Genomic DNA, 15,323 nt, shown 5'->3' with positions numbered 1-15,323 from the left:
TGTCTGATTCGCTTAGAGTATACCACCGCCGGCTGGAGATGCCAACTCCTCCACAACACCAGCAAGCAGCTTGACGCTTGCCTCAACATCGCCCATGTCAACCATCTCACACGGAGTATGCACGTACCTGCAGGGAATGGAGATGGTTCCCGATGGGACTCCTTCCCGGGTCAGGTGGATGGCGCCGGCGTCAGTCCCTCCGCGCTCAAGCACTTCCATCTGGTATGGGATGCCATTCTTCTCCGCCACGTCGATCATGAGGTTCTTCACCTTGGGGTGGGCAATCACACTGGAGTCCTTCGCCTTGATCGCCACTCCTCGTCCAAGACATACCGAGAATGGAGCGCTCTCGGGAGTGTCGCCCCATATGGTCACGTCAACTGCTATGCCCACGTGCGGGTTGATCCCGTAAGCCGCAGCCCTCGCCCCGCGCAGGCCCACCTCCTCCTGAACCGCGAACACGTAGTACACCGCGGCCGCGGCGGGGCGCGCTCTCTTAAGAGCCTCGATCACTACGGCACACGCAACCCTGTCGTCCATTGCCTTGGCAATCACGCGGCTGCCAAGGTCAGCGAACTCCCGAAGAATGCAGGCCGCGTCCCCGATGCGGACCTTATGCTCCGCCTCTGCGCGGTCCCGAGCGCCGATGTCGATGAACATCTTCTCGATTTTGAGCTCTTTGATGTCCTCGAGCCGCTCAGTGCCAAAAACCCCCACAACGCCGTTTTCGAAACGGACTCTCTGCCCCATCAGCACCCAAGGTGAGAGCCCACCGACTGGGGAGAACCTGATGAAACCCTTGTCATCTATGTAGGACGCCACCACCCCGATCTCGTCCATATGCGCATCCACCATTATCCTCTTGGGCGCCACCCCAGGCGCGGGCAACTTGGGGTCAACTCGGCAGATCAGGCTGCCGAGCGCATCAAGGCGAATATCGTCGACATACTGCTCGACCTCGGCCTTGATGGTCGCCATTATCTGGCTCTCCGACCCGGACGGGCCGTATGCCTCAGTGAGTTTCTTGATGAGATCCTTCATGACAGCGGAAGACCCCCTTCGTCTAGACTATCGAGGAACAGCCCGGCGAGTTTCACATAGTTCTCAAAATCGGAGATGCTCATCACCGAGACCGGCGAGTGAATGAACCTGCATGGCACTGACATCACCGCCGCAGGTATCCCTGCCTCAGTGAGGCCGATTCTCCCCGCATCAGTACCGCCAGTAACGGAGCGCTTGAACTGGTATGGAACACCTGCGGCTTGAGCCGTCGCGACAAGGCGGTCAATAACGGACCTTGTGCCAATCCAGGAGGCGTCTCTGTGGACTATCGCCGGACCCTTCCCGGGGACCGTGGAGAAAGCGTGCTCTGGGGCCTTAGGGATATCATGAGCGGTCGTGCCCTCCAATACCAGGGCGAGATCTGGCTTTATCCTGAATGCCGCCACACCAGCGCCTCGCAGACCAACTTCCTCCTGAACGGTGAACGCGCCGTACAAGTCGAAGTCGTGCTGGGCCTTTAGTGCCTCAATCACCCCGCAGCACCCTGCCCGATCGTCAAACGCCTTGCCCCGAATGAAACCCTCCCCTATGGGTTCGCACTTCGTCGCGAAGGAGATGGGGTCCCCGATCTGCACGAGCTTGCTCGCCTCTTCCTTGCTGGATGCTCCGATATCGACATACAAGGATTTGATGTCGGTGGCCCGGTCCATGTCCTCTCTCTTCAGCAAGTGGATAGGCTTGGATCCAATCACCCCAGGGTGCTTCTCCGAACCCCGTCCAACATAGACCATCTTCGACACGAGCACTCGCGGGTCTACTCCGCCTGCCGATGCCACTCTGAGCAGTCCATCGGATTCGAATCCCTTCACCATGAGGCCAACCTCATCCATATGAGCAGCGAGCATCACGCGCCGCCCGCCCGAAACGCCAGTTCCGCGGCCCCGCTTCAGCGCGACCAGGTTGCCGATGGCGTCCACTGTGATCTCATCCACATATGGCGCGATCTCTGCCCGTATCGCCTCTCTGACCTCGGCCTCCTGCCCGGAAATGCCAGCAACCTCTGAGAGCTTGGCTAGAAGCAAGTCAATCCCTCCCTGAACCGGGAGTCGACTGCGCTGGCGAAGTAGGCCAGCAACTGCCCGGATTTCGTGATATCGCCGAGGGAGAGTGTCTCAACTGATGTATGCATGTAGCGCAGGGGAATCGACAGCAGTCCAGTCGCCACTCCTGCTCGCGTCATCTGCATAGCGTAGGCGTCGGTGCCCTGAGCAGAGGTGTCTGCGTCCAGCTGATATGGGATTCCCCGCTTCTCAGCTATCTCCTTGAGCTTGCCGAACACCTTGGGGTGAACGTGGGGACCAAAACCGATGGCTGGCCCTCCGCCCAACGTAAGCACGTCGTCCTCAGGAAGGCCCGGCATGGCGCCGTGGCCAACATCGATTGCGATTCCGATGTCGGGCACGATGCCGTAGGTGCTTGTGATGCTCCCGCCATAGCCCACTTCCTCCTGGATTGTGGCCACGAAGAACACATCGCAATCATGCTTCAGCCTTTGAAGCTCACAGGCCATCTCATACATGACTGCGACTCCCGCGCGGTCATCCATGGATTTTCCTGCAATCCGGTCGCCAGCAAGTGCGACTGAGCGGCGGTCGAAGCTCACCACATCACCCACACGCACAATCGCCCGAAGCTTCTCCGCCGGCATCCCACAGTCAACCGCTAGTTCTTCCCACTTCCAGGACTTGTCCTTCTCGGATGGATCCTGAAGATGTGGCGGAATCGCCCCTATCACGCCTGGAATGTCGGAGCGCCCATGCACAGTCACTTCCATGGAGGGAAGGATCCGCCGATCCACACCGCCCATCATCCATACTCTGAGAAAGCCCTGTTCCTCGATCCTCGAGACGATCATGCCGATCTCGTCCACATGCGCCGCCAGCATGAGACGAGCTGAAGGTTCCGGGGCCGCGCCCCTTTTCAGCATGATCACACTGCCCAGTGCATCTCTCCGGATCTCGTCGACGAGCCCATCGAACAGCGATGCTGCCACATCCCCTGCACAGGACTCGTAACCCGTTACCCCACGGGCGTCAGCGAGTCGCATTAGAGCCTCTTTCGTTTCCATGAGACGTCCCCTTTCACGAATGAACAACCAGCACGGCGGCGGGGCCGTGCGGTCAACGCATTAGTTATTATTCGCCAACGCATGAAGGCTTCCTTCCTACGGAGGGCCGGAAGCCTGGCGTCGACCGGCCCGGCCCGAGCCGGAAACCGCGAACGCTCCTCCACCACAAGTCACAGGAGGGCGATTCTGCTGATTACCCTCCGGCGCAGGGCCCGCCGTATGGCGGGGATCATCTCCTGAGCGGACCTTCGGCCTGCGTCTATGCATTCCGGTATTCTGGAGGTATCGGTGAGCGCCACGTTGTAAAGCCGCGGCTTGATCACAATATCCGCGTAGTTGGCCAGGACGTAGTCTGACACCTCTTCACCCAACACATCCAGGGCCTGAGCTACGACGGAGGGCAGTCCATCCACCTTCTCGTCGGCCTGCCCAGTGTAGCCCAGATCCACAGCTATCACGTAGTCACAGCCCATCTCCTTCAGCACCCTGGCTGGAACAGGCTCTCTGATCGCACCGTCGACGAGACACCGCCCTCGCCATTCCTTCCACACGAACACCCCTGGAATGCTGCAGGACGCGCGGACTGCATCGGCCACGTGTTCATCGAAGTAGCAGGTCTGCTTCCCGGCCTTTACTCTGCTCGCTTCCGAGGTGAACACGATCTTGTCGCCTGTGTGGATGTCGACCGACACGACAGCGCACGGGATCTTGAGATCGCTCATCTTGATCTCGCCGAGCTCGCGCCTTATGAATGCCTCAAGTTTCGTTCCTCGGAGGATGCCCTTCGGCAGCAGCCTGCGCCACCCGAGAAAGAAGAGAAACGTCGGAGCAATCAGATACATGAGCGTAGACCCTGTCGGGTCGATTATGTCCCGTGCGGCAAGCGTCAATGCGCGCTCCTCTATCTGCTCGGCAGTCATGCCACGCGCATACATGACTGCTATCACGCTTCCAGCGCTTGTGCCCGCGATCATATCGATGTTGATGCCCGCCCGATCGAGCTCCGACAGCACGCCTATGTGTGCAGCGCCTCTCAGGCCGCCGGAACCGAGCGCCAACCCGATTCTCATCAAGATCACCAACCTCGCCCTTGGAGATTTCGGATCCACACGTTACGATATGCGGCGCAACGAGCGCGAGCATCACATTGCCGCCGAACGTGCGCGATATGAGCGGCAGCGCCCTGTGACCAGCCACGAGAGCCTTCCGTACAACGAAAATGCCTCCCGGCCACTCCTCAACAGAGAAACCGAAAGGCACAAAAGTACAAAAGAATGGTGCCCGGGACGAGATTTGAACTCGTATGGTTGCCCACACGCCCCTCAAACGTGCGCGTCTGCCAATTCCGCCACCCGGGCACTTGCCATATTCGCGCTCAAGGCGCTTACATCAGTGATTATACGACCGCTCCCATCGGGTGTCAAGGGACGTTTCGGTTCAAGCCTACTTGACCCTTACAAGCTTTGGATTCTCTATCCGCCCTGGGATCCGGCCTCTCTTGGCAATTGCCCGGCCCTCGATCTCCTTGATGTCCATGGTCATGTCGATCGGCGATGCGCCTGATATGTAGCTTCCGACTCCGAAGGAATCCGCCCCAGCCTCGGAAAGCAGCGCAAGCCGCTCCGGGGTTAGTCCGCCGGAAACGAATATCTTGACATACGAGAACCCGGCCTGGTCAAGGCGGGCTCGCACCTCTCGAACGAGCTCCGGACTGACCCCTCCGCGCTCTCCGGGAGTATCCAGCCTCACGCCTGCCAGCCGTTGGCCAAGCGCCTCCGCGGTCCGGAGAGACTCCTCGGCCTCATCCTTGAACGTGTCCACCAGGATGATCCTGGCCTCCTCAGGCGCCATTTCCCGGTCGTATGCCTTTGCCACCTTCACAGTGTCTCCGGCGATGAGGAACACAGCGTGAGGCACCGTTCCCCTGGGCTCCACCCCTGCGATTTTGGCCGCCAGGATGCAGCTGGCGCCGTCGGCCCCGCCAACGACAGCTGCCCGTTCCATGACTGGAGCAACAGCAGGATGAACATGCCTCGCCCCGAATGAGATGAACGGCTTGTCCCCAGCAGCCGCCCGCATTTCCCGCGCAGCCATGGCCCACGCGCATGAGCTCGCCAGGATCCCCAGAAGGCCTGTCTCGTATATGCCGAACTCCGAGTACTTGCCGATTATCCGCATCACAGTGTCCCGAGGGCTGAACGTCTCGCCCTCAGGGATTGTCCACACTTCCACATCGAGATCCCGCAGGAGTCCGAGGCACTCCACAGCGCCGCACATGACCCCGGGCCTACGCGGAAATACTTCCGCAGTAACGCGGGTATCAGCAAGGCCCATCGAGTCGAGTATCTGCCTAGTCTTGACGAAGTACACATCTGTTGTGTACCCCAGGATTATCTCATCGTGGGTGGCTGAAAACAGCCTTCGATCGGGGTCTACCGTAAACTTCTTAACCTGCGACATGTTGCTGAGCTTGCCTTGAGCATCCATAACCCCGCGCACCTCCCAGTTCAAGCCTTCTATGGGCTGATTATACCACACTGAGGCCACTATGAGCCGAGGTTCGCCACATCGCCCGGCCACCGACCGCCGTAGGCCTTGATGTAGGCCTGGTGCGCCTTCATCACCTTCGTCACATAGCGCGCGGTCTCCGGGAACGGAATGCTCTCCGCATCGTGAGCTTCCCCAGACCAGATTCCATCGGATATCCAACGCTCCACGTGCGTCGGCCCTCCATTGTAGGCAGCAAGCGCCGTTGTAAGGTTGCCGTCTGCCTGTTTCAGCAGCTGGCTCACGTACCACGATCCGATTGCGATGTTCGTATCCGGGTCGAAGAGAGCATCCGCAGTGTATCCAGTCAACCCCAGGCGCCCGGCCGCCCACTCCCCCGTTTGCGGCATGATCTGCATGAGCCCACGCGCGCCCCTGTGTGAAGTGGCTTTCGCGTTGTACCTGCTCTCAACCTTGATTATGGCTGCGATCAGGAACGGGTCAACTTGATTTGCGCGGGCGTAGGCTGCAATCGGACCCTGGTAGTGGATGGGATATGCCATACGCCTGAACCAGGGCGCGTTCACGATGATAGCCGACAGGGCGCCGATGATGATAGTCGCTGCTGCAATGCGGACCATCCTCCTGATGTACATGGCCATTCAACCAACTCCGATGTGTACCCTTATGCTTATCAGAACACAGTGATGCTAGACGCGCGCAACCAGTCTGGCCCACATGTCGTCTACCTGACGAGCCGTAGCGTCCAGTGGACAGTCAGTTCGAATAACGCAGTCCGCTCGAGCGAGCATCTCCTCCATCGGCCGCTGGGCATGCACCCTCGCCAGTGCGTCTGCAAGCGGTATCCCATCCCTTGCCGCAATCCGGCTTGCCTGCACATCCGCATTCGCAACAACCACTGCCACAAGATCCGCCAGCTCGAAAAGGCCAGACTCGAAGAGCACAGCTGCATCGATAACCGCAACTTCGGGAGGCGATGGTTCGCTCGAAAGATGATCAAGCCACGCCCGCGTTCGGCGCACGAGTTCAGGATGGGTGATCCTGTTGAGGGCAGCAAGATTTCGAGAGTTGGAGAAGACAAGCCTTCCGAGGCTTCGCCTGTCGAGGCTGCCGTCTGCCCTTATGAATTCAGGGCCGAACTCCCGCTCGATCTCACGCAGCACACTCGACCCAACTTGCACCAGCTCTCGGGCAACCTTATCCATGTCGATGCACGCCGCGCCTTTCGCCGCAAGCATCGCAGCAATCGTACTCTTCCCAGTTCCACTCTGCCCCGTAAGCCCAAGCACTATCATACCATCGGACCCCCAAGCTGTGAGACACGTCACTGCATATTCCCCGTCGGCGATGCTTCTCCTCCCCGCAAAAGGCGACCAACTCCTCCCACTACGCCATGGAGCACAGCCCGATCAGCATGAGAAGCAACCCCGGGCATACTCTGATCCATTTTCCGCCCCATCCGTCAGGCGCACGCCCGCCGAGCTTCATGCCCAGTCGCAAACACGCAAAGGTCCCGCACCCCACCGTCGCCGAGGTCAGTGCCCAGGACGCCCCACTCATCCCCGCGCCGAAGCCGCTCCCCACCCCATCCAGAGCCAGAGCAACGCCGAGAAGAAGCGCCTCGCCATACGAGATCGAACCAGAACGGTCGAAATCCGCAGTCTCCGGGTCACGCATCACCTGGATCACGACTCCGATGGGCCGCACCTTCAACGACAGTATCATATTCCCCGTGCCCAGCCCATCAGTCGGGCGTTGCCTTTCTCTGCCCCGGGCCTCAGTTTTCGCCCCCTCCCAGGCCATCCATGCTCCCATCGCCAACAGTATGATTCCACCGATCACCCTCGCCGCTCCTGCTCCCACCGCACCTCCCATTGCAGCGCCAAAGGCCACCGAAAGCCCTGCCCCCACCGCAGAAGCCATGCTTACCGTGAGAATCGCCGCAAATGGAACCCGAATCCTCCGCAGCCCATACACGATTCCCGCCCCAAGCGAGTCGATACTCAGGGCGAGCGCAAGCGCCAGAAGCTCGATAATCCCCACTGCTTCGTCCCAGCCGCAGGAGGCCAACTTGCCGGATCCCTGGGCACGCCTGCCCGCGGCCAGACACAGTATACGGTCCGGAGACGGAAAAGGACCCCCGGAACGTCCGGGGGTCCTCCAGATCGGATTAGCTTAGAACGGAACCGCGAGGTTGACCGTCCAGAGCTGCCAGTTCATGAAGTCAGGGGTATTCCGGAGGTAAGCCCAGGGCTTGCCTGCGTGGAATCCCTCGTCATCAGCGTCGGCCAAGCCGTTCTTGCCATAGGCCACGCTGATGGTGCTGGCGCCGACGGTGCCCGTGACTCCAGCCTTCACCCAGTGGTTATTGCCGAGAGGCCTCCACTCGTCGGCGTGATCCGCGTCGGGAGCGATGGCGTTCTGGCGGTAGGTGTAGGTTCCGAACGCAGCTAGCTTATCGCTGATCTTGTAGTTGAGAGTAGCGCTTGCGACGATCTTGTTAGCCGCATCCTTGGTGAGCAGGCCGACCTTGCCGTCGAGCTTGTCATTCACAACCACGGTGCTGCCTGCGAAGGCGTAGAGGTTGGTGGTCGCATCAGCCGCGTCTACCTTGTTGAAGGACGCAAACGCAGCTACCTTGGTGATTGCGCTCTTAACGACCGCAGGAGCAAACTCGGTGGTGTAGATTCCCCACGCTTTGAGGTCCGCAGCCTTGAGCTCCAGCTCGTAGCTGCCGCCAAGCGTTACCTCGAGGCCGCCGATGGGGCTTCCGGTGAGGTCGGCGCCGAACACGGTGTCGGCAGGCTTGGTCGCTGTGCCATGCACTCCAGGAGTTGCATAGCTATTGTTCAGGTAGTAGACGTACGGCTTGAGCTCAAGTCCGAATGCCTTGTAGGACACATCGCCGCGGACCTTGTACCCGACCAAGTCGGTAGCGGCATCATCGTCGAGATCAGCCTTGTACGCGCCAGACACGGTAACCTTGAGGTCCTTTATCGGATCCACTTCGACCTTGCCAGTGGTCTCATTGTATACTGGCTTGTTGCCGTTCGACTTCATCCACAGGGTGTCGCCGATGGTAAGGTTCACGGGGATCACGACGGGAAGGGTGGCCTTAACTTCGGCTTCCACTGCCGCTGCCTCGGCGTACTTCGTAAGAAGCGGCACTGTGGTGGTGCTGGTGCTCTTGAAGAACGCAACGAAGTCGTCACCAACCGAGGTGTAGGACAGCTTTGCGGTCACGGGGCCAAGGGTCAGATCCTCAACCTTGGCGAGCATTGCGTACGGATTGTCCCCGCCAGCCACGAACTTCTTCGTGCCCTCATCGAAGCGCCAGAATCCGGCGCCGGCGAGGGTCAGGTTTCCACCGACCACGGGCAGCTTCCCGGTTACGTCGACTCCGGCGGTGATGTCGTCCATCATTGGCTCAGTAACGGCGGGATCACCACTAGTGAGCTGGACGCCATCGTTGAACGTACTGACTACGCCGAGGGTGAACCCGGCAGGGAGTCCGTAAGTCAACCTGCTGAGAACGGCGTTGCCATCGTTCCAGGTCCCCAAAGCGTTGGTATGCGAACCCAGATCTGCTGCGTACACATTGAAGCCCACGCCGCAGAGCGATCCGCTGACGTTTCCGACGACTGTCGGCCCGTTATAGAGCTTAGCAGCGATTCCCAGAGGATCGCCGAGAGATGCGAACTTCTTGGCGTTGTACGAATCGCCCTTGCTCACCCAGAACTTGGCTGGAGCCGCGTCGTAGGCGAAATACCAGCTGCCAACTGTCGGAGCGAACGCGCCGATGAACGGCTTGACAGTCAGGGGCAGGTATGCGGTGATTGCGTCGCCCTCTTTGAAGGTGAGGTTCAGAGCGAGCTTGCTCGCACCAGCGAGGGTAGTAGGCGACCAGAACTCGGTGTTGGCGGTCGTCCAGTCATAGGTGAAATCGGCGGTGTACTTGCCGCTCAGCGTGAGGGTAGCGGCAGACGCCGGGATCGCCATGGCCACCAACGCGATGGTGGCGAGGACGAGGATTAGATTCTTCTTCATGAAGCGTCCCCCTTACGGTTTTGTTAGTTTGGTTCACGCCTCTGCTCGGCCGTATTGCGGGGGAGGTATCGGAGTGTCCATGTTTCCTCACGGCCTCCCGTTGCTTCGGGCTTCGGTTCGGCGTGTTGCGGTTCTGCCGTGTGTGCCACGATCCGACCGCTATAGACTCGATCCTGGAAGCAACCGGGGGTGCACCTCCTTTCTGGCTATCAGGACCGAATAGTGGTAACTCTGCAAATCTTAAAACGCTGGTAGAAACAGGCCGTGGCGGCAGCTTGGCCTGTTCGGCTGCTTAATTCTACACGGTTCCCGCAAATCCTTCAAGGTGCGGAAACAGTCTCCAACATTTTTTGCTCCAGCGCAGGGCCTATTTCGCCTCAACCCAGGTGCGGCCCCACGACACGTCCACCCGAAGGGGCACTGAAAGCTGCATTGCGCTGCTCATTTCCTCTCTCACGATATCGGCGACCTCTTGAGCCTCGCAGGCACGCGCCTCGAGCACCAGCTCGTCATGGACCTGCAGAAGAAGACGCGCCTCCGGCTTTTCATCAGCAATTCTTGCGTGTACATTCACCATTGCGCGTTTAATGATGTCGGCCGCCGTTCCCTGGATTGGAGTGTTCATTGCGACCCTCTCAGCGAATTTTCGAACAGCCATCGATGGACTCGTGAGCTCCGGAAGGCATCGTCTGCGGTTCATGAGTGTCGTGACGTATCCATCCATTTTCGCCTGGGCGACTATGGAGTCCATGTAGTTTCGCACTCCACGGTACCTTGTGAAGTACCTCTCTATGAACTCCTTCGCTTCTCGAGGCGAAACTCCTATGTTCTTGGAGAGCCCATAGTCGCTAATCCCATAGACGATCCCGAAGTTGACGGCCTTTGCGCGTGAACGCATCTCCGGTGTAACGTCATCAAATGGCACTCCGAAGACTTCAGCTGCTGTCCGCCGGTGGATGTCCTCATCTGCAAGGAACGACTCAATGAGAACATGATCCTGAGACATGTGGGCCAGGACTCTCAGTTCTATCTGCGAGTAGTCAGCACTTACGAGAACCCAGCCATCATGCCCTGGGATGAACACCCCGCGGATCTTGCGTCCTTCTTCAGTCCTCACCGGGATGTTCTGGAGGTTCGGGTCTGTGCTCGACAGCCTCCCGGTCGCAGTCACAGTCTGGTTGAAGCTCGTGTGTATCCGGCCAGTTCCGGGGTTCACTAGTTCCGGAAGAGCGTCCACATACGTGGATTTCAGCTTGGATACTGTCCGATAGTCGAGGAGCTTGCGCAAAATCTCGTGCTGCCCCGAGAGGGCCTCAAGCACTTCGGCGTCTGTGGAGTACCCGGTCTTCGTCTTCTTCAGCGGAGCAAGGCCCAGCTTCTCAAAGAGCACATGGCCGAGCTGCTTCGTGGAGTTGATGTTGAACTCCTCTCCAGCCATGCTGTAGATCTCCCCGGCAAGACATGCGAGGGTATCCTGCATCTCCCCCGAAAGCTCCCGAAGCCGATCGGAGTCGATTCTGATGCCTGTCATCTCCATGTCGGCAAGAACGCCAACTAGAGGAATCTCGACCTCACGGTAGAGCTTCTCCATTCCATATGACGACAGTGCAGCAAGAAGCGCGGCCTCGAGCTCGGGCATCACGCCAAGGCATGAGCACGACATCTGGGCGAGGATCTCTGGGCCCGGGCAGAACTGAGGATCCCGAACCCGCTTGGCCTCTGCTTCCACGTAACTATGAACTTGCGGTACGCTTACGCCCACCCATCTCTCAGCCACATCGCACAGCTCTGCATTGGGGGCGCCCGGATCTGCAAGGTACGAGGCGATCATGCTATCGAACGCAACGCCTCTGAGAGCGCATCCCATCCGGGAAAGGAGAATCGTCTTCTCCTTGGCGTCATGGCACAGCTTCTCCACGGAACCGTCTCCGAACACTATCCCGAAGGCCTCCGACGCAGCGGCAGGCGAAACTCGCCCATCGCCGTCGCCAACTGGAACATAGGCGGAGATCCCCGCAGCTTGGAATGCAAGGCCCTCCACCCTGGATGTGATAGGCCGCAACCCCGTCCTCACCACATCGAAGGCGAATCTGCCTTCCGCCCTTAGTGCGGCAGCCAGGGCCGTAATGCCGTCTGCCGTCGACACGATCTCCACCGGACGCCCTTCCGCTGACTGCGGGCCTGCTCCTGCGCCTGTGCCCCCGCCCCCTACAGAAACCGCAGGCTCATCCTGCTCCGCCCCGTAAAACCCGGGCAGTCGACCGCCTGCCCCAGACGGCTCCCCCGATCCTGCTCCTGCGCCGCCTGCGGGAAACAGGCCCGGTTGGGAGGTAAGTCGCAGCCTCGCGAGCAGAGTGCGGAAATCCTGCTTGCGCAGGAAGCTGGCAAGCTGGTTCGCATCACGCCTCAGCACGCAGCACTCCCCGAGATCCACGTTCACAGGAGCATCCCGGTCAATCGTGGCCAAGCGCTTGCTGGCCAGGGCCACGTCGGCATTCTCAAGAAGGGTGTTCTTGAGCTTCTCCTGCTTGATCTCGTGGACGTGCGCCAGGATCTCCTCAACCGTTCCCATCTGTGAGACAAGCCGCATGGCGGTCTTCTCACCCACCCCGGGCACTCCCGGGATATTATCGGAAGGATCACCCATGAGCCCCTTGAAATCGGGGATCTTCTCAGGCCCGAACCCGAATCTGGCTCGCACTTCGCTGGGGCCGTACTCCTCAAACTCGGAGATCCCTTTCTTCGTCAACACTACCCTGACATTGTCGGACACAAGCTGCAGAGCGTCCTTGTCGCCGGTCACTATGACCGCCTGGTCGCCTGCCTCCTCGGCAAGACGGGAGACCGTGCCGATCACGTCGTCCGCTTCCCATCCGTCAAGCTCGGAAACTGTGAGCCCCAATGCTTGCGCAGCCTCGCGCACTATTGGGATCTGCACCTTCAAGGAATCCTCCATTGGTTTTCGGGTGGCCTTGTACTGCTCATACTCCTTATGCCTGAAGGTGGGCGCAGGCCTATCGAATGCGCATACACCTGCGTCGGGCTTCTCAGATTCCAGGAGTTTCAGAACCATGTTGCAGAAACCCAATACTGCATTCGTCGGCGTGCCATCGGCGCGCGTAAGCGTAGGAGGGAGGGCGTGATACGCCCTGTGGGCCAGGGAGTGGCCGTCTATGATCAGGATCTTTCGTCCTCTTGTACCGGGCAAAGGCTTTCTTCCTCTCAATGCAATTTCATGTTATTCTTCCACGACAGGTGCTCCAATACCTGCAACGACCGGGATCTCCATCACTTGCTTAGAGGCGCCGCCAGATGTATGGCGAAACACACCATACACCTTGTAAGCTGCGATGAAGGGAGAACTGCATATGGCTTCGAGGAAACTTGCCATAGCCATTCTTACCGTTCTGGCCGCTGTGTCAGTGTGCGCATTGCCAGGGCGTATCTGCGCGGCCCCCCCCGTCCTGAAGGATGTGGCGGGCCATTGGGCTGAGGGCGCCATCACCTCCCTCGCCAAGATGGGAGTGCTGGAGGGGTATCCGGATCAGACATTCCAGCCCGAAAACCTCATAACTCGAGCGGAACTCGCGAAGGTGGTCGCGAGGGCCTTCGGCTACGCCCCCACCATGGACACGAAGTTTTGCGACATGGATGGGCACTGGGCAGAGCCGTTCGTATCGGCTCTCGACGCCGCAAAGGTAGTCACCGGCTATCCGGACAGCACATTCCGCCCAGACACGAACGTCACCAGGGCTGAGATGACCGCAATGCTCGCACGAGTGGCACAGCTAGGCGACATGGGCGCGACCGACGCCCAGGCGTGGACTCCGAGTTTCAGAGATGTAGACGCATCCCACTGGGCGTTCAGGTTCGTGGAGATAGCGAGGCGCCTTGATACGATCCCACTCCATTTCGGGATGGTGTTCGAGCCTGAACGCGCGGCAACCAGGGCGGAAACCGCCTTCATGGTGAAGGCCCTCTCCGACGCTCAGTTCGCTCGAGGAACGGTTACACAGGTTAGCGCCATGTCGGAGACGATAACCCTGAAAAACGTGGCCGGGAGCACCCAGGTGGTGCAGGTAGGCGCCGATACTCTCCTATATAGGAACGGAGTGGCCTCTACCCTCGATTCGGTCAGATCAAACGACTCCGTCTACGTGGTTGGAACCAGCTACGGCTCGGCCAGGTTCATCAAGGCTGAGGGCGTGGTGACTAAGGAAGACATCACGCGTAAGGTGAGCGCGCTCACCCACGGGGTAATAACCCCGGACCAGGTAGACGCCATATCCCGCGGAAAGTGGGACGAAGCCAGGGCGGGTATGAGCCCCGCTCTCACCCAGCGCCTGATGGACATGGGCCTAACTGAGACGGAAGTGGGCGCAGTGCTCTCACAGCAGTGGTCTCTCCTGCCGGACCTGGCTCAGAAGCGGCTGGCGCAGGCCCTAAGCGAGGAGCTTGGCGTATCCTCCGATCTCATCGCCGCAGTGATGGCCCGTGACTGGCAGGCGGCAAGGAGCTACGCCGAGCTGGAAGCTGCACAGGTATTGCTCTCCAAGTTCCTGAAGATGTAGAGATACTCGAAATCGCCATCAATCATGCCGCCGCGTTGGAACAAAGTCCGCGGCGGCGTCGTCTTTGTTACTGCAAGATCAAGGCATCCAGACGCACACAAGTGTCGCATTGTGTAGGAGGAATTAAGATGACCCGCCGCCGAGGAACACTGATGATGATCACAGCCTGCGCCGTTGTGCTCATTGGAGCGCTGTCGTTTGCAACTGCGCCCCATACCGCCGGCGCGCCGAAGGGAGATGAGCGTTCTGTGGAGATCACGATCTACAACGCAGACCTGGCCCTCGTCAAGGAGAAGCGGCCACTTCAGATCCCAGAGGGCGTGTCCACACTGCTCTTCCCCGATATTTCCGCGCGCATCAACCCGACAACAGTCAGTTTCCTCTCGCTCACATCGCCTAGGGCAGTATCGGTGCGCGAGCAGAACTACGAGTATGACCTTGTAGAAGATGCAAAGCTCCTTCAGAAGTTCATTGGAGAGCGCATCACAGTCACGACCCGCGGAGGGCAGGCCTACACAGGCTGCCTCCTGAGTGGCGCCAAGGGTTCATCCCCTGCAAACATAGTGATGTCCGCGGGGCCCAATGGCTCAGGGGAGATCTACACAGTCCACCTTGGCGATATCCAATCTGTGAAGTACCCGAGCCTCCCAGAAGGCCTGATAACAAGGCCGACCTTGGCGTGGCTGATTTCAAACACATCCGGCGCGACGACCCACGACTGCCTTGTCACATACCTTACCGGCGGTCTCTCATGGTCGGCGGATTATGTTGCGGTGATCGGGCCGAACGACGACAAGCTTGACATAACCGGATGGGTCACCATTACGAACGAATCCGGCGCTACATTCAAGGATGCCAAGCTTAAGCTGGTGGCAGGCGATGTGAATCAGGTGCATGAGGAGATGAACTACGCGCTTGATCGAGCCGGTGGGGCGAAAATGACCTTGGCCGAGGCGCCAGCGCCTTTCGAGGAGAAGCCGTTCTTCGATTATCACATGTATACGTTGCAGTATCCTACCACGGTTAAGGAGAGCCAGGTCAAACAGATAGAATTGCTCTCAGGAAGC

At 59.4% G+C, this 15,323-nt stretch carries 12 protein-coding genes and 1 tRNA gene; 2 read left to right on the top strand and 11 right to left on the bottom strand.

Going from position 1 to position 15,323, the window contains the following annotated elements:
* Window positions 1–12 precede the first annotated feature (12 nt).
* The 11 genes from VB144_05190 to polA all read right to left on the bottom strand — a co-directional run bounded on the left by VB144_05190 (window position 13) and on the right by polA (window position 12,893).
* Window positions 13–1,041, bottom strand: a complete 1,029-nt coding sequence (locus VB144_05190) for a M42 family metallopeptidase (protein MEA4883050.1) — start codon at window positions 1,039–1,041, stop codon at window positions 13–15.
* Entirely contained in the window at window positions 1,038–2,084 is a 1,047-nt protein-coding gene (locus VB144_05185; GenBank protein MEA4883049.1) for a M42 family metallopeptidase, read from the bottom strand. Before VB144_05185 ends, VB144_05190 begins: the two co-directional genes overlap by 4 nt.
* The gene (locus VB144_05180) at window positions 2,075–3,130 is read right to left on the bottom strand and encodes a M42 family peptidase (protein MEA4883048.1); all 1,056 of its coding nucleotides are present in this window, start codon (window positions 3,128–3,130) and stop codon (window positions 2,075–2,077) included. Before VB144_05180 ends, VB144_05185 begins: the two co-directional genes overlap by 10 nt.
* A gap of 170 nt (window positions 3,131–3,300) precedes the next feature.
* Window positions 3,301–4,200, bottom strand: coding sequence for a patatin-like phospholipase family protein (locus tag VB144_05175; GenBank protein ID MEA4883047.1), 900 nt, complete (start codon window positions 4,198–4,200; stop codon window positions 3,301–3,303).
* A 205-nt stretch (window positions 4,201–4,405) separates the two neighbouring features.
* Window positions 4,406–4,488, bottom strand: a tRNA-Leu gene (locus VB144_05170).
* Window positions 4,489–4,573: 85 nt separating this feature from the next.
* A complete protein-coding gene (locus tag VB144_05165) occupies window positions 4,574–5,617 on the bottom strand; it encodes a nicotinate phosphoribosyltransferase (protein ID MEA4883046.1) in 1,044 nt (347 codons plus the stop codon).
* Window positions 5,618–5,676: 59 nt separating this feature from the next.
* On the bottom strand, window positions 5,677–6,279 hold the full coding sequence (locus tag VB144_05160) for a lytic transglycosylase domain-containing protein (protein ID MEA4883045.1): 603 nt from the start codon (window positions 6,277–6,279) through the stop codon (window positions 5,677–5,679).
* Between the two features lie 48 nt (window positions 6,280–6,327).
* Entirely contained in the window at window positions 6,328–6,933 is a 606-nt protein-coding gene (gene coaE, locus VB144_05155; protein MEA4883044.1) for a dephospho-CoA kinase, read from the bottom strand.
* 91 nt (window positions 6,934–7,024) lie between these two features.
* Window positions 7,025–7,708 (bottom strand): sporulation membrane protein YtaF, encoded by a 684-nt coding sequence (gene ytaF, locus VB144_05150; protein ID MEA4883043.1) that lies wholly within the window; start codon window positions 7,706–7,708, stop codon window positions 7,025–7,027.
* A 105-nt stretch (window positions 7,709–7,813) separates the two neighbouring features.
* A complete protein-coding gene (locus tag VB144_05145; GenBank protein ID MEA4883042.1) occupies window positions 7,814–9,685 on the bottom strand; it encodes a hypothetical protein in 1,872 nt (623 codons plus the stop codon).
* Window positions 9,686–10,052: 367 nt separating this feature from the next.
* Window positions 10,053–12,893: a DNA polymerase I gene (gene polA, locus VB144_05140; protein MEA4883041.1), complete on the bottom strand. Its 2,841-nt coding sequence runs from the start codon at window positions 12,891–12,893 to the stop codon at window positions 10,053–10,055.
* Window positions 12,894–13,053: 160 nt separating this feature from the next.
* Here polA and VB144_05135 point away from each other — a divergent pair, with 160 nt between their 5' ends.
* Together VB144_05135 and VB144_05130 are read left to right on the top strand one after the other, a co-directional pair.
* Window positions 13,054–14,256: an S-layer homology domain-containing protein gene (locus VB144_05135; protein MEA4883040.1), complete on the top strand. Its 1,203-nt coding sequence runs from the start codon at window positions 13,054–13,056 to the stop codon at window positions 14,254–14,256.
* 128 nt (window positions 14,257–14,384) lie between these two features.
* On the top strand, window positions 14,385–15,323 hold a 939-nt coding region (locus tag VB144_05130; GenBank protein ID MEA4883039.1), incomplete at its 3' end, for a hypothetical protein.

This window comes from Clostridia bacterium, from assembly GCA_034926675.1.
GTDB lineage: Bacteria > Bacillota > DTU025 > DTU025 > DTU025 > JAYFQW01.
Note: the sequence above shows the minus strand (reverse complement) of the source record. Positions and strands in the feature narration are given on the sequence as shown.